We start from the raw sequence: 22,433 nt of genomic DNA on the forward strand, positions 1-22,433 counted from the left end.
TCCGGTGCTGCTTACCCTGCTGAATATCATCATCCCGGTATTCGCCGTGACCGGGCTGGGTTACCTGTTTGCGCGCAAACGCAGCAAGGCGCCGGAAATGGATTTCATCAACTCGGTCAACGTACACCTGTTCTGTCCGATGCTGATCTTTTCCGCCCTGCTGGCCAATCCGGTTGATCTGGCCAGTGACTGGGCGCTGGTGGTGGCCGGAGTGGCCATCATCCTGCTGCCGGGTCTGCTGCTCTGGTTTGTGCGGCCGGCGGCAGTCAATTCCTCGGCTTTCCTGATGACCGGCATGTTCCGCAACACCGGCAACATGGGCATTCCGCTGTTGATGCTGGCCTATGGCAAGGAAGCGCTGGGCGACATCATAGTGCTGTTCGTGATTTCCAATACGCTGCACTTTTCGGTCGGCATCTGGCTGATCTCGCGCAGTCGCGGCGCCTGGGGCTGGCTGCGCAATCCCAATGTCTGGGCCGCGGTACTGGGCATCACGCTGGCCCCGGTGCGCGAGCAGATCCCGCTGTTCATCCAGACCACGGTCGACATGCTGGGGCAGGTCAGTATTCCATTGATGCTATTCAGCCTGGGTGTGCGCATGGCTTCCGGACGCATCAGTCAGCTGGGCCTGGCCCTGCGCATCAACCTGCTGTATCTGGTGGCGGGGCTGCTCAGCGTGACGCTGATCCTGCTGGTGCTGCCGCTGAGCCCGCTTTGGGTGAAGATGCTGGTGGTGACGGCTGCGCTGCCGCCGGCGGTGCTCAACTATCTGCTCAGCGAGCAGTACCAGGCTGACACGGATACCGTAGCCAGTGTGGTGCTGCTGGGCAACCTGCTCGCCGTAGTGGTGATGCCGCTGGTGATCGCGCTGACGCTGACCTGGTAAATATCCAATATAAAGGGGTCAGGTACATTTAACCCACGGGTTAAATGTACCTGACCCCTTTATTGAACAGTGCAGGATCAAGTTGTCCGACAGCAGGTTTTGCAGCAGCCGGACGCCTGTGTTTAACTACGCCGCTTCCCGGATGTGACCGCATCCGCCAATACGGAACATTTTTGTGAAAAACAGTGCAATAGGCAGCACCTTCATTGTTGCCGGTACCGCGCTTGGCGCGGGTATGCTGGCGATGCCGGTGGCCACTGCCGGCATTGGTTTCTGGACCGCACTGGCGATGCTGTTCGGCCTCTGGCTGGTGATGAGCTATACCGCGCTGCTGTTGGTCGAGGTGTACCAGCACAACGATGCCAACACGGGGCTGGGCTCGCTTTCGCACCAGTATCTGGGCCGTACCGGCCAGTGGCTGGCACGATTGGCCATGCCGTTTCTGATGTATTCGCTGGTCGCCGCCTATCTGGTTGGTGGTGGTGACATCATTACCATTTCGGTCAGCAAGCTGCTTGGCTTCGAGCTGGCCGGCTGGCTTGGCATTCTCGCTTTTGCCGTGGTTGGCGGCGGTGTGGTGGTTCTTGGCACCGGCTCGGTGGACCGGGTCAACCGGGTGCTGTTCGCCATCAAGGTGGTGTTTCTCGCGCTGATGCTGGTGATGCTGCTGCCCCATGTCGAGCAGGTCAACCTGCTGGCCATGCCGGTGCGTCAGGCGCTGATCCTGTCGGCCATTCCGGTGGTGTTCACCTCGTTCGGTTTTCATGGCAGCGTGCCCAGCATCGTTAGCTACATGCAGGGTGATACCCGCAAGCTGCGGCTGATCTTCATTGCCGGCAGCGCCATCCCGCTGGTGGTCTATGTGCTCTGGCAGCTGGCGACTTTGGGCAGCATTGCCACAGATACCTTCCTGGGTGTGCTGGCCCAGCGCTCGGGCATCAACGGTTTGCTTGGTGCCATTCAGGCAGTGGCGCAAAGCGGTAAAGTCGAGATGGCGGTGCGCCTGTTTGCCGGACTGGCGCTGGCGACCTCTTTTTTGGGTGTGGCGCTTGGGCTGTTCGATTTTCTGGCCGACACCTTCCGCCGCCAGAATACGGTACGCGGCCGCTTGCAAACCGGACTGCTGACCTTCTTGCCGCCACTGTTTTTTGCCCTGTTCTACCCGAACGGCTTCATCTTTGCGCTGGGCTTTGCCGCCATTGCGCTGTCGGTTTTGTCGCTGATTCTGCCACCACTGCTGGTGCGTCGTTCACGGCGCATGGATGCTGATGGCTACCGGGTGGCCGGTGGTGCTCCGGCATTGTGGGGCGTGTTCGTGCTGGGTGTGGCGATCATCCTGATCCAGCTGTTGATCGTGGCCGGCTGGTTGCCGGACGTGGGGTAGGAAATAAATCTGCAAATGAAAACGGCCACCCGGGAGGTGGCCGTTTTTGTTGCTGTGCGAAGATTTATAGACGCTGGTACAAACCGATGACATTGCCGTCCTTGTCCAGACTCAGCACTTCCAGGCTGCCGGGCTTTTCCGGGCCCATGCCGGGCGAGTTCAGCGGCATGCCGGGCAGGGCAATACCGCGAATGTCCGGCCGTTCCTTGAGCATCTTGTTGATGGCGGCGACCGGTACGTGACCTTCCACCACATAGCCGTCAATCTCTACCGTATGGCAGCTGGCCGCCTTGTGGGTACCCAGCTTGCGTTTGACCGGAGACATGTCCTGGTGGTCGATGCGGGTGGTCTTGAAGCCGTTCTCGTCCAGATAGTCGGCATAGGCGGTGCAGCAACCGCACCAGGGGTCCTTGTGCAGGGTGACTTCCAGCGGCTCGCTGGCAATGGCCTGGTTGGCAAAAGCTAAGGTCATGGCACTGCCCAGCAGTGCGGCGGAAAAAATGTTACGCATGTTGTAGTCCTCAAAAATCAGCTGCAGGCGGCATTGGCCAGCCTGTTCAAAATGGTTATGCGGCGAGGACGGAACGGGGCGGTGGCTTGAGTGGCGCATAGACCGGCCCCGAGGGTTGATGCTGCAGCTCGGGGAACAGGTTGTAGCCGGTACTGATGGCCAGAGTCAGGTTGCTCTGGTGGATGCTGGCGCAGCTGCTGCAGCCCTGGTGCACCTGGATGCAGCAGTCGACCGCAAGCTCTTCAGCCGGTGCCGGACAGTCCAGGCAGTGGCTGGCTACCGTGATGCTGTCATGGACTGGCGCAGTATCAGCTGGCAACAGGCCGGCATTGGCGACCAGGCCGGTCACCAGCAGCAGTTGCAGCAGCATCACGCGCAGGATGTATCCCATGTATCAGCTATCCGTTGAGGGTTTCAGGTGGTCGATGATGGCACATTCGGGGCGCTCATCACCATGACAGTGGTCAACCCAGTCGTGCAATTCATTGCGCATGGTCTGCATCTGGCGGATGCTTTCGTCCAGCTCGGCAATGTACTGTTCGACCAGTGCTTTGACATCGGCGCTGTGGCGTTGTTCATTTTGCCACAGCCCCAGCAGCTGTCCGATGCGCTCCAGTGAAAAGCCCATGTCACGGGCACGGCGGATGAACTGCAGACGCTGGATGTCGGTATCGCTGTAATGGCGGTAGCCCGATTCGCTGCGCCGGGCCGGCGGCAGCAAACCGGTTTCCTCGTAATAGCGGATCATCTTGCGGCTGATGCCTGAGGCTTCGGCGGCCTGGCCGATGGTATGGCTCATGAGGGTTTCCCGTTTTGTACAAAGGGTCAGATACAGTCAAATGTACCTGACCCCTTCGCATGGCGCACCTACGCCAGCACCGCCTTCACCTTGCGCAGACGCAGCGCATTGCTGACCACGAACACGCTGGACATGGCCATGGCGCCGGCGGCAAACATCGGCGACAGCAGTGTGCCGTTGACCGGATAGAGGATACCGGCGGCAACCGGAATCAGCGCGGCGTTGTAGGCAAAGGCCCAGAACAGGTTCTGCTTGATGTTGCGCAGCGTGCTGCGGGAAATCTGCAGGGCGTTGACCACACCGGTCAGCTGGCCGGACATCAGTACCACATCGGCGGCGTCGATGGCGATGTCGGTACCGGTACCAATGGCGATGCCGATGTCGGCGCTGGCCAGCGCAGGAGCGTCGTTGATGCCGTCGCCGACAAAGGCCAGCTTGCCGTATCTGGCCTGCAGCTGCTGCACGGTCTCGACCTTCTGCGCGGGCATCACCTCGGCGACCACCTCGTCGATATCCAGCTGATCGGCAATTGCCTGGGCCGTGTGCTGGTTGTCACCACTGATCATCACCACCTTCAGGCCCAGCTCGTGCAGGGCGCGGATGGCGGCCGGTGTGCTGGCCTTGATCGGATCAGCCACCGCCAGCATGGCGGCAAGCTGGCCATCAATCGCCAGATACATCGGTGTCTTGCCTTCTTTTGCCAGCTGGCCTGCAGCATCGGCAAAGCCGGAAATGTCGACCGCCAGCTGCTTCATCAGGCGGCTGGAACCGGCATGCAGTTGCTGGCCATCGACCGTGCCGCGTACACCCAGACCGGTCAGGGAATCAAATTCGCTGACCGGCAACAGTTGCAGCTGTTTATCCTCGGCGGCGGCGACAATGGCACGCGATACCGGGTGGCTGGACTGGTGCTCCAGCGATGCCTGCAGTTGCAGGGCACGGGTTTCGTCCACGCCTGCCGCAACCACGAAGTCGGTCAGCACGGGACGACCTTCGGTCAGGGTGCCGGTTTTATCGACAGCCACTACCTTGGCATCCTGCAGGCCCTGCAGCGCGGTACCCTGACGGAACAGCACGCCCAGCTGGGCAGCACGTCCGGTGCCGACCATGATGGAAGTCGGTGTCGCCAGGCCCATGGCGCAGGGGCAGGCGATGATCAGCACTGCCACTGCGTTGACCAGTGCCAGCGTCAGTGCGGGCGATGGCCCAAAGATGACCCAGACCAGAAAGGTCAGTGCGGCTGCGCCCATGACCGCCGGCACAAACCAGGCAGTGATCTGGTTGACCAGATTTTGGATCGGCAGACGGCTGCCCTGTGCCTGTTCCACCAAGCGGATGATTTGTGACAGCAGGGTATCGCCACCGACTTTCTGCACTTCCATGCGCAGCACGCCGGTCTGGTTGATGGTGCCGCCGACCAGCGGGCTGCCTTCGGTTTTCTGTACCGGTACCGGCTCGCCGTTGATCATCGACTCGTCGACAAAGCTGTCACCGGAGGTGACCACGCCATCCAGCGGAATGCGCTCGCCGGGGCGGATTTCCAGCGTCTTGCCGACAGTGACTTCCTCGATGGGCACATCCTTGGCGTTGCCGCAGCAGGTGATGGTGCGTGCGGTCTTTACCTGCAGCTTGAGCAGGCCCTGAATCGCCTCTGAGGTGTTGCTCTTGGCCTTGTTCTCCATATAACGGCCAAGCAGGATCAGCGCGATGATCACGCCCACCGCTTCGTAATAGACGTTGACCGTACCCTCTGGCAAAACCCCGGGAATGAAGGTGGCGACCAGTGAATAACCAAAGGCAGAACCGGTACCCAGTGCGACCAAAGCATTCATGTCCGGCTGCCAGCGGATCAGGCCGCGCACACCGGCCTTGATCAGCGGCCAGCCCGGGCCGAAAAACACGCCGGCGGCCAGTGCCGCCTGGATGATCCAGCTGGTTTTCTGGCCGATCAGCGCGTGCAGCCAGTCATGGAAGGATGGAAATACATGGCCGCCCATCTCCAGGATGAACAGTGGAATGGCCAGTGCAAACGCTACAAACAGGGACTTCTTCAGGCTCTCGACGGTTTCGGCGAACTGCTCGCTTGGGTCGGCTTGCTGTGTGGCTGGGGCATCGTCAATGCGCTTGGCCGGATAGCCGCTGTCGGTGAGCATGGCGGTCAGGGCGGCAAAGTCCGCGCCTGCATGCTGGATGCGGGCCTTGCCGGTGGCCAGGTTGACCTCGGCGTTGATCACGCCGGGAAAGGTGGCTATCTGCTTTTCCACCCGGCCGACACAGGAGGCGCAGGTCATGCCCTTGATCGCCAGTTCGGCCTGCTGACCCTGCGGCTCGAAGCCCAGTGCTTCGATGGCGTTGACCAGGGCTGCGGTGGTTTGTTGCTCGTCATGGGTGACCCGCGCCCGGCCGGTGGCCAGGTTGACATTGACCTCGCTGACGCCGGCCATGGCCGACAGCTCGCGCTCGATACGTCCGACGCAGGACGCACAGGTCATGCCCTTGACGGGGATTTCAAGCTGATGGGTGCTGGACATGGCTGTCTCCAGAGAAATGATTCGATGTACCAAGGATAAGGCTTGCCACGATGGGAAGGTCAAGGAAGCCTGTGCTGCAATTACGGTTTTATAGGGGAACCTTGTCCGTTTCATGCTTTCAGAGTGCCCATCAGGAGCATTTTAAAGGGGGCAGGCCCATTTAAATGGACCTGCCCCCTTTAAAATGGACACAGGGCTGCTAAGCTTGCCCGTTCATTACTCAATGCATTGTCAACAAGGATACATTCATGAAGCTAAAACATCTGGCGGCTGTTGTGGCCGTGGCAACCCTGACCCTGGCTGGCTGTGACAACAAGGCGGCGGATTCCGGCGTTGACCTCAAGACCCCGGCACAAAAGGTGTCTTACGGTATTGGTCTGACCATGGGCAAGAACCTCAAGGAAGACGGCATGGATGATATCAACCCGCAGGCTGTGGCCGCCGGTATTGCCGATGCACTGTCTGGCAGCGCGCAGCGTGTCGGTGATGAAGAGCTGATGGAAGCCTTCATGTTTGTGCAAAAGCGCGCGGAAGAGAAAATGAACGCGCTGAACGATGCCACCGCCAAGGCCGGCAAGGATTATCTGGCCGAGAACGCCAAGCGTGACGGCGTGGTGACCACCGAGACCGGTCTGCAGTATGAAGTGCTGACCGCTGCCGAAGGCAACAAACCCAAGGCCGGCGATACCGTCAGCGTGCACTACACCGGCACCCTGATTGACGGCAGCGTGTTCGACAGTTCCGTCGAGCGTGGCGAGCCGGTCGAGTTCCCGGTGATGGCAGTGATCCCCGGCTGGGTCGAGGCGCTGCAGCTGATGAGCGTTGGTGAAAAATACCGTCTGGTCATCCCCAGCGAGCTGGCCTACGGCGCACAAAGCCCGACCCCGGCCATTCCGGCCAACTCGACCCTGGTGTTTGAAGTCGAACTGCTGGGCATTGTTGGCCAGGACGCACCTGTTGCTGAAGCCGGGGCCGAAGCCGAAGCCGAAGCAGGCGAGCCTGCCGGGAATGACGAACAGGAATAATGTGCTGCCATGGACATCCAGGTCATTTACCGCGAGGGTGAGCCGGAGTATGCCGTGTTGCCCTGGGCGGATTTTCAGCGCCTGCTGCGTGATGCCGGGCACGACTCCGCTGGTCATGCCCGCAAACGGGAGTCGGAGCCCGTAGTGGCAGTGCCCTTGAGCCGCTTGCGTGCGCTGCGCGAAGAGCACAAACTGACGCTCGAAGCCCTGGCGCGGGAGGCGGGGATCAGCCCGGCGTATCTGCACATGATTGAAACCGGTGAGCGTGAGCCCAGCGCCGTTCTGCTGCGTGCCTTCGGGCGTGTATTCAATGTGCAGCAGTGGGATGTCTGAGCCGCTGCAGTTGCTGCTGGAACAGCTGGACGTGGCCCGGCAGCAACGTCATACCCTGACTTATCGGCAGTTGCTCGACGTATTGCCACTGCCGGCACCGGGCATGCAGCATCTGGCTCGACTGCTTGAACAGCTGGGCGAGCATGATGCAAGGCAGGGCTGGCCGCTGCGCAGTGCGCTGGTGGTCAGCCAGGCTGGCAGCAACTTGCCGCGCAGCGGGTTTTTCCAGCACCTGGCCGAGGCCGGCATCATCGGGATGCCGGGCGACGAGACGGCAGCCAGACACTGGCATGAGCAGGAGTTGCTGCGGGTGTTTACATTTTCTTACCCGGGAGGGGCATGATGTTTTGGTGGAAATGGCGTGCCATGCTGGGGTACTGGGTCGCGCGGCGGCTGTTCAATCAGCGCTGGGCGGTCGAGACCGACTGGTTGTGGGAGTGGATGCAGGGCCAGTTTGCCCGCATGGCCACCTATGACGATGTACAGGCAAAGGCCTTTTATGGCCATCTGTTGTTGCACAAGGGGCAGGGCATGGGCGCACGCAACGAAGGCGTACGCCTGCTGCGGCTGGCGGCCCAGGCCGGCGATGCCAGGTCCGCCTATCAGCTGGGCGTGTATTCGTTGCAGGAAAGCATCCATCAGGCCGGCGATCCGCAACAGGCCGCCGACTGGTTCGAACTGGCGCTGCAGCATGGTCACCCGACAGCCGGTATCAAGTTGCTGGAACTGTACGGTGAGGGCGGCCCGGAGCAGACCCGCGACGAAAAAAAGGCCGCCCGCATCCGCGAGCAGCTGGGCGAGCATCCGCTGATTTGAAGCAATTCTGCCGGAGCCGTGAACTGTAGTAGGATGGTTGTATCTTTTGGATAATGTTTGCCCCGGCAAATGTCCGTCCGTTTGCATTTCTGACCGGAAACCATCCTGCATGAACAACCAGATCCGCACCGCCTACCTTGATGCCGACATGGATTTCTCCAGTCCGGCCCTGCTCGTCAGCTTTGGCACCTCGGGCCACCGGGGTTCGCCACTGAAGCATACCTTCAACCGGCCGCACCTGCTGGCGATTGCCCAGTCGGTGGTCGACTACCGTACACAGGCCGGTATTGACGGGCCGCTGTTTCTTGGTCGTGACACCCATGCCGCATCCCTGCCGGCGTGGGAAACCGTGTTGCAGGTGCTGGTTGCCAACGGCGTGGATGTGCGCGTTGCCGCCGACAACCAGGTGACCGCAACACCGCTGGTCAGCCGCGCGATCCTGGCATACAACGACGGGCGGTCTGATGGACTGGCCGATGGCCTGATCATCACGCCGTCACATAATCCGCCGGAAGACGGCGGCATCAAATACAACCCGCCCAATGGCGGCCCGGCAGATACTGACGTCACCGGCTGGATGCAGCAGCGGGCCAACAACTACCTGCTGAACCAGTGTGCCGGCATTACAACCGTGTCGCTGGAACAGGCCATTGGGCAAGTGACCACCCACGACTATGTACAGCAGTATATTGACGGGCTGGAACAGGTGATCGATCTTGCCGCGATTCGCCGGGCCGGTCTCAGGCTGGGTGCCGACCCCATGGGTGGTACCGCCCTGCCGGTCTGGCAGGCACTGGCGCAGGATGCCAGCCTGGGCCTGAGCGTGACCAATCCGCAGATCGACGAAAGTTTTGCCTTCATGCCGCCGGACCACGATGGCCGCATCCGCATGGACTGTTCCAGCCCCGCTGCCATGGCCAACTTGCTGGAAATCCGTCATGACTTCGATCTGGCCTTCGGCAACGATCCGGATGCCGATCGTCACGGTATTGTCGATGCTGCCGGCCTGATGAACCCCAACCATTTCATCTGTGTGTGCATCGATTACCTGTTGGCCTACCGTGACAATTGGCCGAAAGACCTGAAAATCGGCAAGACACTGGTTACCTCGTCGCTGGTCGACCGCATCGTGGCCAGCCACGGGCGTGAGCTGTATGAGGTGCCGGTCGGCTTCAAGTGGTTTGTCGGGGGATTACATGACGGCTGGCTCGGCTTTGCCGGTGAGGAAAGCGCCGGTGCCAGCCTGCTTACCCTGGATGGCCGGCCCTGGTCCACCGACAAGGACGGCATCGTATTGTGTCTGCTGGCTGCAGAAATCACTGCCGTTACTGGCATGCTGCCATCGGAGTATTACGCGAAACTGGAGCAACAGCACGGAGCCCCGGTGTACCGGCGTGTGGATGCAGCTGCCACGGCAGAGCAAAAAGCGGCCTTCAAGCAGTTGAGCCCGGCATCTGTCAAACAGCAGGAGCTGGCCGGTGAGCCGATCGAGCGGATTCTCACCCGCGCACCGGGCAATCATGCCGACATCGGCGGCCTCAAGGTGATCACGGCCAATGGCTGGTTTGCCGCCCGTCCCAGTGGCACCGAAGACCTGTACAAGATCTATGCGGAGAGCTTTCTTGGCGAACAGCACCTGCAGCGCCTGCTGGAAGAGGCGCGACAGCTGGTTGGTGACAGTCTCGGCTGATTCCGGCTGTCGTCCGCACTGTATCTGTCGCGGTTACGGGAGGCCCTACCGGAAGCAAGAAGACAGCTGCCGCATCCATGCCTGAAGCGTCCTGCATCCCTGCGCCGGCAGACGCAAAAAGGCCACCCGGTCGGGGTGGCCCTGTGCTCAAGCCGTTGCGGCCTAGAAGAAGCCCAGCGGGCTGGTGCTGTAGCTGACCAGCAGGTTCTTGGTCTGCTGGTAGTGGTCCAGGATCATCTTGTGCGTCTCACGGCCGACACCGGACTTCTTGTAACCGCCGAAGGCGGCGTGCGCCGGGTACAGGTGGTAGCAGTTGGTCCAGACACGACCGGCCTGGATGCCCCGGCCCATGCGGTAGGCACGGTTGATGTCGCGGGTCCAGATGCCGGCACCAAGACCGAACTCGGTGTCGTTGGCCATTGCCAGCGCTTCGGCTTCGTCCTTGAAGGTGGTTACGGCGACGACCGGCCCGAAGATCTCTTCCTGGAAAATGCGCATCTTGTTGTGGCCCTTGAACAGGGTCGGCTGCACGTAGTAACCGTTGGCCAGGTCGCCTTCCAGTTGCTCGACCTTGCCGCCGGTCAGCAGCTCGGCACCTTCCTCTTCGGCCACTTTCATGTAGGACATGATCTTGTCGAACTGCGCCTGCGAGGCCTGGGCACCGACCATGGTTTCGGTATCCAGCGGGTTGCCGCGCTTGATCTGCTTGACCTTCTTCATCACTTCNTGCTCGGCCGGCTTGAGCACGATGCAGTTGCCGGCGGCCAGCGCGGGGGCCAGCTTCCAGGCGGCCATCAGCAGCGGGAAGTTCCAGGGGATGACCTGGCCGACTACGCCCAGCGGCTCGCGGAAGTGGTAGGCGGCGGTGGTTTCGTCGATCTCGGCGGCGGTGCCTTCCTGGGCGCGGATGCAGCCTGCGAAGTAGCGGAAGTGGTCGGCGGCCAGCGGCACGTCGGCGTTGAGGGTTTCACGCACGGCCTTGCCGTTGTCCCAGGTTTCGGCAACGGCCAGCAGTTCGAGGTTTTCCTCGATGCGGTCGGCGATGCGCAGCAGGATGCGGGAACGCTCCTGCACCGAGGTCTTGCCCCAGGCGGCTGCGGCGGCGTGGGCGGCGTCCAGCGCCAGGTTGATGTCATCGGCATCGGAGCGGGGGAATTCGCCACAGACCGCACCGGTCACCGGCGTGGTGTTGGTGAAGTGGTTGCCGTTGACCGGCGCGACAAACTGGCCGCCGATGTAGTTGCCGTAACGTGGCTTGACGGTGAACAGGGCGCCTGGAGTACCGGGTTGTGCGTAGATCATGATGAATGGCCTCTTGTTTTTGTCGGTCTCCCGCAGCGTCGGGCTGTGGGGGTTGTGACCGATCATAGAGAGGTATGCCGGGCGGGTGAATAGTATCAAAGGCGATAAATGTAGGTCTTTGGTATTGGTTCCAGCGGCGAGGCGGTAAGGGCGGTGACTCGGGTTACCTGCCAAAGGCCATGCAAAACGGCACCAAGGTACTGTTCGGTCGCGGGCGGCTTCTCGCTATAAATAACTCACCGGACCAATCCGGTATTGATAACAACAACGAGGATACGACCATGTGGACCAAACCGGCATATAACGATCTGCGTATCGGCTTTGAAGTAACCATGTACATCAACAACCGCTAAGGTTGCAGCAGACCCCGGCACCGCCGGGGTTTTTGCTTGCGGCGAACGAAAACGGGAGAGCGGCATGCATATTCAGGTATTGGGTTCGGCAGCGGGCGGCGGCTTTCCCCAGTGGAACTGCAATTGCCACAACTGCCACGGCTTGCGCCAGGGCACGCTAAATGCGAAGGCGCGTACCCAGTCGTCGATCGCGGTCAGCGATGATGGCGAGAACTGGATTCTGTGCAACGCCTCGCCGGATATTCGTGCACAGCTGGCGTCCTTTCCGGCGCTGCAGCCGGCGCGGGCGCTGCGTGACACCGCCATTGGCGACATTATTTTGCTGGACAGCCAGATCGACCACGTGACCGGGCTTTTAACCCTGCGCGAAGGCTGTCCGCACCGGGTCTGGTGCACTGAATTAGTGCACCAGGACCTGACCAGCGGCTTTCCGCTGTTCAACATGCTGTCATTCTGGGATGGTGGCGGGCTACTGCACCAGCCGATCCGGCTGGATGGCGAGCCATTCGTGTTGCCGTCCTGTCCGAACCTTGAGTTTGTCGCCATCGACATCCGCAGCAACGCGCCGCCGTATTCGCCGCACCGCGACAAGCCCCGTTCGGGCAACAACATTGCCCTGCTGATTACCGACCGGCGCAACGGTGCGACCCTGCTGTATGCGCCGGGGCTGGGCGAAATTGACGCGCAGATTTTAGCCGCTATGCAGCAGGCCGATTGCATGATGGTTGACGGCACCGTCTGGCGCGACGACGAAATGCAATTTTATGGCGTGGGCAGCAAGACCGGCCGCCAGATGGGCCACCTGCCGCAAAGCGGCGAGGGCGGCATGCTGGAAACGCTGGCGCAGTTTCCGCAGCGCCGCCACGTGCTGATTCACATCAATAACACCAACCCCATCCTCAATGAAGACTCGCCCGAACGTGCGCAGCTGAATGCCGCAGGTATCGAGGTGGCCTTTGACGGCATGAGCATCCAGCTCTAAGGAGAACCGCATGTCGACAACCGCAATGACCCCGCAGGCGTTCGAGCAGGCGCTGCGTGACAAGGGTGCCTATTATCACATTCACCATCCCTACCATGTGGCGATGCATAGCGGCACAGCGAGCAAAGAACAGATCCGGGGCTGGGTGGCCAACCGCTTCTATTACCAGATCAACATCCCGATGAAGGATGCGGCCATCATGGCCAACTGCCCTGACCGGGACATTCGCCGCGAATGGGTACAGCGCATGCTTGACCATGACGGCCTGCAGGGCGATGACGGCGGTATTGAAGCCTGGTTGCGGCTCGCCGAGGCAGTCGGGCTTGAGCGGCAGCAGGTGCTGTCGGGCGAGCTGGTGCTGCCGGGTGTGCGCTTTGCCGTGGATGCCTATGTCAACTTCGCCCGCCGCGCCAGCTGGCAGGAGGCGGCCAGCAGCTCGCTGACCGAGCTGTTTGCGCCGCATATTCACCAGTCGCGGCTGGATGCCTGGCCTCAGCATTACCCCTGGATCGACGAGCGGGGCTATGAGTATTTCCGCAAGCGCCTGAGCGAAGCGCGGCGTGATGTCGAGCATGGCCTGAGCATTACCCTCGCGCACTACACCACTTATGAACAACAACAGCGCATGCTGGAGATTTTGCAGTTCAAGCTGGATGTGCTGTGGAGCATGCTGGACGCCATGAGCATGGCCTACGAGTTGAACCGCCCGCCGTATCACAGTGTCACCGGCGATCGGGTCTGGCACAGGGGGCTGGGGGTATGAGTACTGCCGAACTGCAACAGGTGCCCCGCCTGCGTCGTGGCTTTCGCTTTCAGTGGGAGCCGGCGCAGAACTGCCATGTATTGCTGTATCCCGAAGGGATGATCCAGCTTAACGAAAGCGCCGCGCTGATTCTGCAGCAGGTGGACGGCGTGCACACGCTGGGTGAAATCATCACGGCCCTGCAGGCGCAGTTTCCTGATGCGCCGGATCTGGCTGACGACGTGCAACAGTTTATGGAGGTGGCCCATGGCAACTTCTGGCTTGAATGCAAATGACAAAAACTCCGTCAGCCCGCCGCTGTGGCTGCTGGCCGAGTTGACCTACCGCTGCCCGCTACAGTGCCCTTATTGCTCCAACCCGCTGGATTTTGCCCGCAGCCAGCAGGAGCTGACCACCGAACAATGGATTGAGGTGTTCCGCCAGGCCCGGGAGCTGGGGGCGGCGCAACTGGGTTTTTCCGGCGGCGAGCCGCTGGTGCGCCAGGATCTGCCGGAATTGGTCAGGGCAGCACGTGATCTGGGCTACTACACCAACCTGATTACCTCGGGCATCGGCCTGACCGACGACAAGATCGTCTTGCTCAGCGATATGGGGCTGGACCATATCCAGGTCAGCTTCCAGGCGGCGGACGAAGAGGTGAACAACATGTTGGCCGGCTCGAAGAAGGCTTTCGCCCAGAAGCTGGCCATGGCGCGGGCGGTGAAGGCGCAGGGCTACCCGATGGTGCTCAACTTTGTTACCCACCGGCACAACATCGACCGTATCGACCGCATCATCGAGCTGTGCATCGAACTGGACGCCGACTATGTCGAGTTGGCCACCTGCCAGTTCTATGGCTGGGCCGACCTGAACAAGGCCGAGCTGTTGCCGACCCGCGAGCAGCTGCAACGGGCCGAGGCAGTCACGCAGCAATGGCGCGAGAAGCTGGCGCAGCAGAATCATCCCTGCAAGCTGATCTTCGTTGCGCCGGATTACTATGACGAACGGCCCAAGGCCTGCATGAGCGGCTGGGGCAGCCTGTTTCTGGATATCACGCCCGATGGCACCGCCTTGCCCTGTCACAGTGCACGCCAGTTGCCGATCGAGTTCCCTAATGTGAAAGACCACAGCATCGAGCACATCTGGCGGGTGTCCGGCGGTTTCAACCATTTTCGCGGCCATGACTGGATGCCGGAGCCGTGCCGCTCCTGTGACGAGAAGGAAAAGGATTATGGCGGTTGTCGCTGCCAGGCGTACATGCTGACCGGTGATGCCGCCAATGCCGACCCGGTGTGCAGCAAGTCGCCGCACCATGACCTGATTCTGGACATCCGGGCGCAGGCGCAAAGGACGATATCCGATCCGTCACGGCTGGTGTACCGCAACGAAAAAGCCTCGCAGGCGATCATTGCCAGGGGCTGAGTGATGCGCCGTGAAGCTGCTCCACCTGCCGGGTTCTGGCCGTCACGTCTGACCGCAGGGCAGGCAGCCAGCGCCATGGCCGACTTTGTCGAGCTCCGGACGGCAGCACGAGGCGTGGTGTGGAGCTGTCATGAGCCGGCCAGCGGGCGCACGTTGCTGTGGCAGGCGGCTGTCGGCGATGCTGCCCGCTGCCTGACGCCGGACGGCTTCTCTGTGCGCAGCAGGGTCTACGAGTATGGCGGCGGCAGCTTTGCCGTTTCTGGCCAGACTCTGGTGTTTGTCAACGAGGCTGACCAGCAGCTGTACCTGCAGCGGCTGGACAGGCCGGAACAGCCGCCCGTGACGCTGACCTGCCAGCCGGCCTGCCGTTATGCCGACATGCAGATTGCACCTTGTGGCAGCTATCTGGTAGCAGTGGAAGAAGACCACGGCCGGACATCGGTACAACACCGGATTGTGTCGGTGAGGCTTGAGACTCTGCCTTGCGTACCGCAGGCGCTGGTGGCGGGTGATGATTTCTACAGCTCGCCACGGCTCAGCCCGGATGGCCGGCGACTGCTGTGGATCAGCTGGCAGAGACCGCATCAGCCCTGGACGCAGACGCAGCTATACTCTGCGCGGGCGGACGGGCAGGGCGGCTGGCAGGCTCCGGAGTTGCTGGCGGGCGGGCAGGGCGACGCATCCATCCAGCAGCCGCTGTTTGACCACCGGCAGCGGGTGCTGGCACTGAATGACCAGGACGGGTTCTGGCAGCCATGGCGAGAAGCTGAGGGTACCTTGCATCCCATGCAAGGGGTCGGGGCTGACCACGCCGGTGCGCCCTGGCAGATGGGTGGCTGCAACTTCCTGCCGGTGGATGAGCGTCATTGCCTGCTGAGCTGGTTTGAGCAGGGTTTCGGCAAGCTGGGCCTGTTTGACCTGCAGGCCGGGCAGCTAGTGCAGCGCTACCTGCCGGATTGCAGCCGCATGCGGCACTTGGCCATGGATGACACACACTTTTACTGCATTGCTTCGCATCCGGTGCAGGGTGCGTCCGTGATGGCGATTGATCGTCACAGTGGAGCAGAAAGGGTGTTGGCACAAACGGCAACCGGTATGGCGCCCGACCAGATATCCCGCCCGCAGGCACTGGAGTTTGCCACCAGCGAGGGGCAGCAGGCCCGGGCGTTTTTCTATCCGCCCCGTAACCCGGGTTATCAGCTGGCTGCAGGTGAAAAACCGCCGCTGGTGATTTTCCTGCATGGCGGGCCGACTTCGGCGGCTTATCCGGTGTTTGATCCCCGTATCCAGTTCTGGACGCAGCGCGGCTTTGCCGTGGCTGATCTGAACTACCGCGGCAGCACCGGCTTTGGCCGGGCCTATCGGCAGGTGCTGGCCGGGCGCTGGGGCGAGCTGGAGGTGGCCGATGTGCTGGCCCTGGTCGATGAGCTGGTGGCGCGGGAACTGGTCAATGCGCACCAGTTATGCGTGCGTGGTGCCAGCGCCGGCGGCTACACCAGTCTGCTGGCGCTGGCGGCCAGCGACCGTTTTGCCGCTGCGGCCAGCTGGTATGGCGTCAGCGATCCGCTGGCGCTCGACAAGGTGACGCACAAATTCGAGGGTGACTATCTGGGCTGGCTGCTGGGGGCGTTGACCGTAGCCAACCGCGCATCGGTCCGGCAACGCTCGCCGCTGGCGCTGGCCGGTCGCATGGTCACGCCGGTGATTTTCTTCCAGGGCGGGCAGGATGTGGTGGTGGTGCCGGAACAAACCCGCAGCATGGTGCAGCAGCTGCGCCGTCAGGGTGTTGCGGTGGCATGCCACGAGTTTCCCGAGCAGGGGCACGGCTTTCGCAGTGCCGAACGGCTGGCATTAGCCCTGGAAGCCGAGCTGGAGTTCTACCGGCAGCAGTTTGTCCGTCGTGGTGAACGGTCTGGCAAGCATTGCTGAACGCAAGGACTGTTTTGGCGGATTGCCGTCACTCGGGGAGTGACAGCGGGCTGCCCAGCCGCTGACTGAGAATCGCCCGCAGCTTGCTGGGCCGCACCGGCTTGTTCAGCACCGGGATGTCCAGTTGCTTGCGCAATGCAGCCAGCTCGTCACTGTGGTCGGCGGTAATCAGCACTGCCGGGATGTCATCAGCGAAGTAATGGCGCAACTGGGCAACCACTTCCAGACCGTTGTTGCCGTCGTCCAGATGCAGGTCGGCGAGGATGATCTCCGGCGGCGCATCCTTGAGCGCCCGCAGGGCTTCGCCGAATCCGCTGGCCACACACACCTGGCATTGCCATTGTTCGAGCAGGGCCGACATGCTCAGCAGAATGTCCGGTTCGTTGTCCACCACCAGAATGCGCCGGCCCTGCAGCACATTCACCGACTGGCTGACGGCATTTGGCAGCAGGGGAGGCGGCTGTTGCTCCAGCCGGCAGACCAGCGGCACCTCAATGCTGAAACAGGAGCCTCGCCCAGGCTCCGAGCGCACTTGTATGCGGGCTTCAAGGATGTCGGCGATCCGCTCGACAATGGCCAGGCCCAGGCCAACGCCTTTGCGCACGCCGCTTTGCACCTGCGAGAACTGCCGGAATTCCTGGAACACCGCGCCCAGTTGCTCCTTGCTCAAACCGATCCCGGTATCCCAGACTTCCAGCCGCACATGGGTGCCCCGTTTGCGCACGCCGAGGAAAATCCGGCCACGCGGGGTGTAGCGGCAGGCATTGCTGACGAAGTTGCGCAGAATGCGCATCAATAGATGGCAATCGGACCTGATCAGCAAACGGCTGGAAAATGCACCGAGCCGCAGCCCGGACTGTTGCGCGATCGGCTCGAATTCTGACAGCAGGTTTTCATAGAGCTCGGCCACCGAGCAGGTGGCATAGGCTGGCGTGACCGCCAGCTGGTCGAGCCGGGCGATATCCAGCAGGTCATTGAGCAGGTCTTCGGCACCTTCCAGTGCCAGGTGGGCACGCTGGACCAGATGCTGCTCGGCGGCGGGCAGCTCGCGCTCCTGCAGGGTCGAAATCAGCAGCCGGGCGGCGTTTAGCGGTTGCAGCAAGTCGTGGCTGGCAGCCGCCAGATACTTGTCTTTGCTGCGGTTGGCCGCTTCGGCCGCGTCACGGGCCTCGCGCAGTGCCTGTTCGACCTGTTCGCGCTGACGAATCTGCTGCTGCAGGTGCTGGTTGCTGTCGTGCAGCTCGGCGGTGCGTTCGGTGACTCGCTGTTCCAGTTCCAGGTTGAGTTGCAGCATGCGCCGCTGGGCTTTTTTGCGTTCGCTGATGTTGGCGACAAAACCCTCGATCAGGCCGGGTTCGTCGGTGTTGAGGAACAGGTTGATGACGACATCGTGTTCACGTCCGTCCCTTGAGCGAAAGCGTGTTTCATAGCCCTGGACGCTGCCGTCGTTCATTAGCTGGTGGTTGATCTGTTCGATTTCATTGCGCCCGCCGCAGAAGATCTGCTCTGCAATGTCGGGTCCGCCGGCCATCAGCTGTTCTGCACTGTCGTAGCCGAGCAGGTTAAGCAGGGCCGGGTTGGCCGCGCGAAAGCCGCTATTGGCACGGGCCTGGAATACACCGTAGTTGGCATGCTCGAACAGCCACTTGTAGCGGTTGCGCTCGCGCTCCAGCTGCTGCAGCTGTTGCAGCAACTCCGGATAGTGGCTTTTGCGTGATGACTGCTCGCCTAGCCCGAGCAGGCCGGTCAGTACCTGTTCAGAGTGCTTCGCCATACACCACTTCAACATCACGTTGTCTGGACTTGCGCGGATTGGTCAGGATGCACGGGTCTGCCATGGCATGATTGGCCAGGAAGGGAATGTCGGACAGGCTTACGCCATGCATGCTCAGGGTGTCGTTGAAGCCGACCGCCTGTTTGAGCTGGACCAGATGCTCGATCAGCCGCGCCCGTACCTGGTGCTCGGTCAGGCCGCGGCAGTCGATGCCCAGGGTTTCGGCAATGACCTTGAAGCGTTCCGGTGCAGCAGCAAAGTTGAAGGCCACCACATGCTCGACCAGTGCCGCGTTGCACAGCCCGTGCGGCAAATCGAGAAAACCGCCCAAGCTGTGCGACATGGCATGCACCGCACCGAGAATGGCATTGGAAAAGGCCAGGCCGGCCTGCATGCTGCCGAGCATGACCTTTTCGCGCAGCTGGATATCCTGCGGGTTGGCGATCATCGGCACCAGGTTGGCATTGAGCAGGCGCATGGCTTCCAGCGCATGGGTATCGGTCAGTGGCCCGCTGCCAATCGACACGAAGGCCTCCAGCGCATGTACCAGCGCATCAATGCCGGTACAGGCGGCCAGGAAGGGGTCCATGGTCAGGGTGGTTTCCGGATCGATCAGGGATACATCCGGCACCACTGCCTTGCTGACAATGGAGAACTTAACCCGTTCGCTCTGGTTGGAAATGATCACGAATTGCGACACATCGGCCGAGGTGCCGGCGGTGGTCGGGATCAGCACCAGCGGCGGGCTGGGGATGTTGACGGTATCCACCCCTTCGAATTCGAGAATGCTGCGGCCGTGCGCGGCCACGATGCCGATGGCCTTGGCGCAATCCATCGGGCTGCCGCCGCCAATCGCGACAATCGCGGTGCAGCCGTACTGGTGGTATTCCTCGGCACCGAGCATGACCTCCTCGACGCGCGGGTTGGGCGAGACAGCGGTAAACAGGTGGTAGGCAATATCCTGCTCCTGCAGGCTGTGCTCCACATCCCGTACCCAGCCGGCGGCCAGCACGCCGGGGTCGGATACGATCAGCACCTTTTTGGCACCGAAACCACTGATGAAGCTGCCAACCCGGTGGCGGCAGCCGGTACCGAAGACAATTTCGGGTGAAACAAATTTGCGTACCTGACCTAATCCGGAAGACATGCTCGGCCTTTGAGTCATTGACTGATATCAATAATGGGACAGTTAGCATAAGCCAGTTTGTAGTTCGGCAACAGCTAGCCGACAGTCTAGCCGGCTCCAAAGTGCTATTGCCGGCAAGCGGAAAATCAGGGAATGTTTTTATCCATTCAATTCTGTCCGGAATATTCCATGACGCTCCATCAGCCCCTCGCCACTGGCCCTTCACTCACCATGCAGCTGGCGCCCCATGTGTGCCTCAAGGTGCTGGTAACGGATGAACGCCAGCCCTGTGCCCTGGCCCTGACGCTGGCCAGTGGCAGCCATGACGAGCCGGAACAATGGCTGGGCATGGCGCACTTTCTCGAGCATCTGGTGTTCCGTGGCAGCCGGAATTTCGCTGCCGGCGATGGCCTGATGGAGTGGGTGCAGCAGGCAGGCGGGCGCGTCAACGCACGTACCGAAGCCCGCCAGACAGGGTTTCATTTTGAAGTGGACTCCGCCCGGTTTGTACCGGCACTGGCCCGTCTGGCCGACATGCTGGCATATCCGCTGCTGTGTGCGCAGACGCTGCTCAGCGAGCGTGAAGTGCTGGAGCAGGAGTACCGCATGTATGCGCGTACGCCGCGTGCATTGCTGGCTGCCAGCGCCGGGCCTTTGTTACAGCCGGGGCATCCGGCAGGCAAGTTCCACGCCGGCAACAAAAGCACTCTGCCGGTGGAGTTGGCCGGTTTTTTGCCCGGACTACAAGACTTTCACCAGCGAGCCTACCTGCACAGCCCGCTATGCATTGCCGTATCGGTACCGGGTCGCTGGGCAGACTGGCAAACGGATGTGCTAAACGGCCTGCAGCCGCTGCTGACACAGCGCTGGCCACGGCAAGAGTCACTGCCTTCTCTGGCGTTCAAGCCGGGTGCGCGAGCCCGCATGCAGGTTGACGCTGCCGGCCACGGACTGTTGCTGCATGTGGCCATGGCGGAGCAGGCAGCCGGTTTGCCGCTGCTGGTGGAGTGGCTGGAACAGATACTGGACCAGCAGGGCGACGATTACCTGTTGACGCATCTGCAGCGGCACTTCAGTTGTAGCGGTGTTGAGGCTGGATTGCCCTATGTCTACGGCGGACAGGGCGTGGTGACCCTGAGCTGGAAAGGCTGCAGGGAACCGGACTGGCCGCTACTGCTGGAAATGTGGCTGGACTGGCTCGGGCAGTGGCGGCACTACCTGGGCTCGCAACAGGCGCGTGATTACCTGGAACGGGCCAGGCAACACCGCTGGCTGATGGCCTCGCCGCTGGAGCGGGTGCAGCAGGTACTGCAGGAGACGGACGGGGCGGCGGCGCTGGACAGCCTGGATGCGTTGATCGGCCAGCTGCAGGCCGGCCGCTTTGCCCGGGTGGCCTGGGGCGAAGAGGCCGTCAGCGACCGGTTTGATCAGGGTTTGCCGCTGGCCATCGAGGAGCTGACCCCGGCCTTGATGCAGGTGCAGGCAACAGCCTGCAGGCGGTTTGCCGTTACCCCGCAACCGCAGCAGGTGCTGGAAGCGGCGATCAATGCAGGCAATGCCGGCCGGGCCATGAGCACCCTGTTGCCGCCCCACTGGCCAGAGGGACAGGCCTTGTGTTATCTCGGCTGGCAGGTGGGGGCGGCGCAGGCGGCATTGCCGCTAGTGCAGCAGCGGCTGGCCGGCTGGGCTCGGGCCTGGCGCTGGCACGGGATCGGCTGGCAGTTGCAGGCGGCGGGTGACATGCTGTTTCTGCGCGCGCACGGGCCGGCGGACTGTCTGGCGCTGGCGCTCAACCAGTGTTCCGGATTGCTGGAGGAGCCTTTGCCGGAGCAGACGCGAGCTGTGCAGGTCGAATCCCCGTTTGCCCTGCGCCAGTTGATGCAGCAGTTGCCGCTCTGGCTTGAAGCAGAACCGGCTGCCGGCTGGCAGCGCCGGCTCAACAGGTGTCCGCAACAGGGGCTGTGGCTGGGCAGTCCCGTCGCCATGGCAGCATTGCGGTTGAATCCGCCGGTTGCTGGCGCTAAGCCGGCCTGTCTTTCGGTACGCCCGCTGGCCGCTGGCTGGCACCATGTGCGGGAAGGCATTGCACAGGTGGACGAGGCCCTGCTGGTGGTGCTGATTCCAGCAGCAGACGGACCGCAAGGGTTGCTGTACCAGCAGCTGGCAGCACTGCTACAAGGGCCGCTGCAGCAACGGCTGCGCAGCCAGGATGGCCTGTGTTACGCGATCTTCGCCATGCCCTGGCAGCAGGGTGCGGTGAGCGGCCTGTTGCTGGCCACCCAGTCGTCCAGCGTTTCTGCCGGCGAGCTGTTGCGGGCGTTGCGGCTGGCCATGCAGGAAAGCATGGCCAGCTTGCCGGCGCAACAGCTGCAGGAAGCCGTTGCCGCATTCCGGCATGAGGCGGAACAGGGCCGGCTGACGCCGGAGGAATGGAGTCAGTGGTGCTTTGCCGCCTGGCAGCGCAGCGGGTATCAGGCAGTACCAGCCACGACGGATACCGTCCTGCCGGTCACGGATGCAGCCGGTGTGACCCGTGCGCTGCAACAGGTGCTGGACGACCGTCACTGGGTGGTCCTGAGCAACCAGCCGGCTTCCGGCGCCTGACTCCCTCCTTCCCGACAAGGCAATGAGCCATGCTCCCTGCGGCCGGACAGGTTCCGGTCGCGGACAGTCCCGTGTGCAAAAGAACAAAACAGATCCGCTTCTGCCATCAGGAGGTGCAGCCTGGCGTCAGTGCGGGGTGTCGGCACCAAAGTGCAGGGGTGTAGCACCAAAGCTTATGGGCCGTAGCGGATATTTGGCGGCAATGACAAAGATGCAGGCAATCG

At 62.0% G+C, this 22,433-nt stretch carries 21 protein-coding genes; 14 read left to right on the forward strand and 7 right to left on the reverse strand.

Annotated elements, in window-relative coordinates; all coding sequences use genetic code 11:
- Positions 1 to 4: 4 nt before the first annotated feature.
- The gene (locus AR306_RS04350) at positions 5 to 886 is read left to right on the forward strand and encodes an AEC family transporter (RefSeq protein ID WP_101496329.1); all 882 of its coding nucleotides are present in this window, start codon (positions 5 to 7) and stop codon (positions 884 to 886) included.
- A gap of 175 nt (positions 887 to 1,061) precedes the next feature.
- Complete coding sequence (tyrP, locus tag AR306_RS04355) at positions 1,062 to 2,270, forward strand: tyrosine transporter TyrP (RefSeq protein WP_101496330.1); 1,209 nt, start codon at positions 1,062 to 1,064, stop codon at positions 2,268 to 2,270.
- A 64-nt stretch (positions 2,271 to 2,334) separates the two neighbouring features.
- Here tyrP and AR306_RS04360 read toward each other — a convergent pair whose 3' ends face one another.
- From AR306_RS04360 to AR306_RS04375, 4 genes are all read right to left on the reverse strand, one after another.
- Positions 2,335 to 2,781, reverse strand: a complete 447-nt coding sequence (locus tag AR306_RS04360) for a DUF411 domain-containing protein (RefSeq protein WP_101496501.1) — start codon at positions 2,779 to 2,781, stop codon at positions 2,335 to 2,337.
- Between the two features lie 55 nt (positions 2,782 to 2,836).
- Complete coding sequence (locus tag AR306_RS04365; RefSeq protein WP_101496331.1) at positions 2,837 to 3,172, reverse strand: hypothetical protein; 336 nt, start codon at positions 3,170 to 3,172, stop codon at positions 2,837 to 2,839.
- 3 nt (positions 3,173 to 3,175) lie between these two features.
- Entirely contained in the window at positions 3,176 to 3,580 is a 405-nt protein-coding gene (cueR, locus tag AR306_RS04370) for a Cu(I)-responsive transcriptional regulator (protein ID WP_101496332.1), read from the reverse strand.
- Between the two features lie 68 nt (positions 3,581 to 3,648).
- Positions 3,649 to 6,111: a heavy metal translocating P-type ATPase gene (locus AR306_RS04375; protein WP_101496333.1), complete on the reverse strand. Its 2,463-nt coding sequence runs from the start codon at positions 6,109 to 6,111 to the stop codon at positions 3,649 to 3,651.
- Between the two features lie 248 nt (positions 6,112 to 6,359).
- Between AR306_RS04375 and AR306_RS04380 the strand changes: the two genes are divergently transcribed.
- The 5 genes from AR306_RS04380 to pgm all read left to right on the forward strand — a co-directional run bounded on the left by AR306_RS04380 (position 6,360) and on the right by pgm (position 9,975).
- Positions 6,360 to 7,136 carry an FKBP-type peptidyl-prolyl cis-trans isomerase gene (locus AR306_RS04380; protein ID WP_101496334.1) on the forward strand — a complete coding sequence of 259 codons (777 nt, stop codon included), beginning with the start codon at positions 6,360 to 6,362 and terminating at the stop codon, positions 7,134 to 7,136.
- A 9-nt stretch (positions 7,137 to 7,145) separates the two neighbouring features.
- Positions 7,146 to 7,469, forward strand: coding sequence for a helix-turn-helix domain-containing protein (locus AR306_RS04385; RefSeq protein WP_101496335.1), 324 nt, complete (start codon positions 7,146 to 7,148; stop codon positions 7,467 to 7,469).
- Positions 7,462 to 7,812, forward strand: a complete 351-nt coding sequence (locus AR306_RS04390; protein ID WP_240622475.1) for a hypothetical protein — start codon at positions 7,462 to 7,464, stop codon at positions 7,810 to 7,812. The genes AR306_RS04385 and AR306_RS04390 overlap by 8 nt, the downstream gene beginning before the upstream one ends.
- Complete coding sequence (locus AR306_RS04395; protein ID WP_101496337.1) at positions 7,809 to 8,285, forward strand: SEL1-like repeat protein; 477 nt, start codon at positions 7,809 to 7,811, stop codon at positions 8,283 to 8,285. The genes AR306_RS04390 and AR306_RS04395 overlap by 4 nt, the downstream gene beginning before the upstream one ends.
- 109 nt (positions 8,286 to 8,394) lie before the next feature.
- Positions 8,395 to 9,975: a phosphoglucomutase (alpha-D-glucose-1,6-bisphosphate-dependent) gene (gene pgm, locus AR306_RS04400; protein WP_101496338.1), complete on the forward strand. Its 1,581-nt coding sequence runs from the start codon at positions 8,395 to 8,397 to the stop codon at positions 9,973 to 9,975.
- 162 nt (positions 9,976 to 10,137) lie between these two features.
- Here the strand turns inward: pgm and AR306_RS04405 are convergent, their stop codons facing one another.
- Positions 10,138 to 11,277 carry an aldehyde dehydrogenase family protein gene (locus AR306_RS04405; RefSeq protein ID WP_101496502.1) on the reverse strand — a complete coding sequence of 380 codons (1,140 nt, stop codon included), beginning with the start codon at positions 11,275 to 11,277 and terminating at the stop codon, positions 10,138 to 10,140.
- Positions 11,278 to 11,558: 281 nt separating this feature from the next.
- On the opposite strand from AR306_RS04405, the gene pqqA reads away from it, so the two are divergent.
- The 6 genes from pqqA to AR306_RS04435 all read left to right on the forward strand — a co-directional run bounded on the left by pqqA (position 11,559) and on the right by AR306_RS04435 (position 16,705).
- The gene (gene pqqA, locus AR306_RS04410; RefSeq protein ID WP_101496503.1) at positions 11,559 to 11,630 is read left to right on the forward strand and encodes a pyrroloquinoline quinone precursor peptide PqqA; all 72 of its coding nucleotides are present in this window, start codon (positions 11,559 to 11,561) and stop codon (positions 11,628 to 11,630) included.
- Positions 11,631 to 11,694: 64 nt separating this feature from the next.
- A complete protein-coding gene (gene pqqB / locus AR306_RS04415; protein WP_101496339.1) occupies positions 11,695 to 12,612 on the forward strand; it encodes a pyrroloquinoline quinone biosynthesis protein PqqB in 918 nt (305 codons plus the stop codon).
- A gap of 10 nt (positions 12,613 to 12,622) precedes the next feature.
- Positions 12,623 to 13,375 carry a pyrroloquinoline-quinone synthase PqqC gene (gene pqqC, locus AR306_RS04420; RefSeq protein WP_101496340.1) on the forward strand — a complete coding sequence of 251 codons (753 nt, stop codon included), beginning with the start codon at positions 12,623 to 12,625 and terminating at the stop codon, positions 13,373 to 13,375.
- The gene (gene pqqD / locus AR306_RS04425; RefSeq protein ID WP_101496341.1) at positions 13,372 to 13,650 is read left to right on the forward strand and encodes a pyrroloquinoline quinone biosynthesis peptide chaperone PqqD; all 279 of its coding nucleotides are present in this window, start codon (positions 13,372 to 13,374) and stop codon (positions 13,648 to 13,650) included. Before pqqC ends, pqqD begins: the two co-directional genes overlap by 4 nt.
- Positions 13,622 to 14,776, forward strand: a complete 1,155-nt coding sequence (gene pqqE, locus AR306_RS04430) for a pyrroloquinoline quinone biosynthesis protein PqqE (protein WP_101496342.1) — start codon at positions 13,622 to 13,624, stop codon at positions 14,774 to 14,776. The genes pqqD and pqqE overlap by 29 nt, the downstream gene beginning before the upstream one ends.
- A gap of 3 nt (positions 14,777 to 14,779) precedes the next feature.
- Complete coding sequence (locus tag AR306_RS04435; protein ID WP_101496343.1) at positions 14,780 to 16,705, forward strand: S9 family peptidase; 1,926 nt, start codon at positions 14,780 to 14,782, stop codon at positions 16,703 to 16,705.
- Between the two features lie 28 nt (positions 16,706 to 16,733).
- On the opposite strand, the gene AR306_RS04440 is transcribed toward AR306_RS04435, so the two are convergent.
- Positions 16,734 to 18,479, reverse strand: coding sequence for a PAS domain-containing hybrid sensor histidine kinase/response regulator (locus tag AR306_RS04440; RefSeq protein ID WP_101496344.1), 1,746 nt, complete (start codon positions 18,477 to 18,479; stop codon positions 16,734 to 16,736).
- Positions 18,463 to 19,626, reverse strand: a complete 1,164-nt coding sequence (gene ercA / locus AR306_RS04445) for an alcohol dehydrogenase-like regulatory protein ErcA (RefSeq protein ID WP_101496345.1) — start codon at positions 19,624 to 19,626, stop codon at positions 18,463 to 18,465. Before ercA ends, AR306_RS04440 begins: the two co-directional genes overlap by 17 nt.
- 168 nt (positions 19,627 to 19,794) lie before the next feature.
- Between ercA and AR306_RS04450 the strand changes: the two genes are divergently transcribed.
- The gene (locus tag AR306_RS04450) at positions 19,795 to 22,209 is read left to right on the forward strand and encodes an insulinase family protein (protein ID WP_166627898.1); all 2,415 of its coding nucleotides are present in this window, start codon (positions 19,795 to 19,797) and stop codon (positions 22,207 to 22,209) included.
- Positions 22,210 to 22,433 lie beyond the last annotated feature (224 nt).

The organism is Thiopseudomonas denitrificans, assembly GCF_002866065.1.
Classification (GTDB): Bacteria; Pseudomonadota; Gammaproteobacteria; order Pseudomonadales; family Pseudomonadaceae; genus Thiopseudomonas; species Thiopseudomonas denitrificans.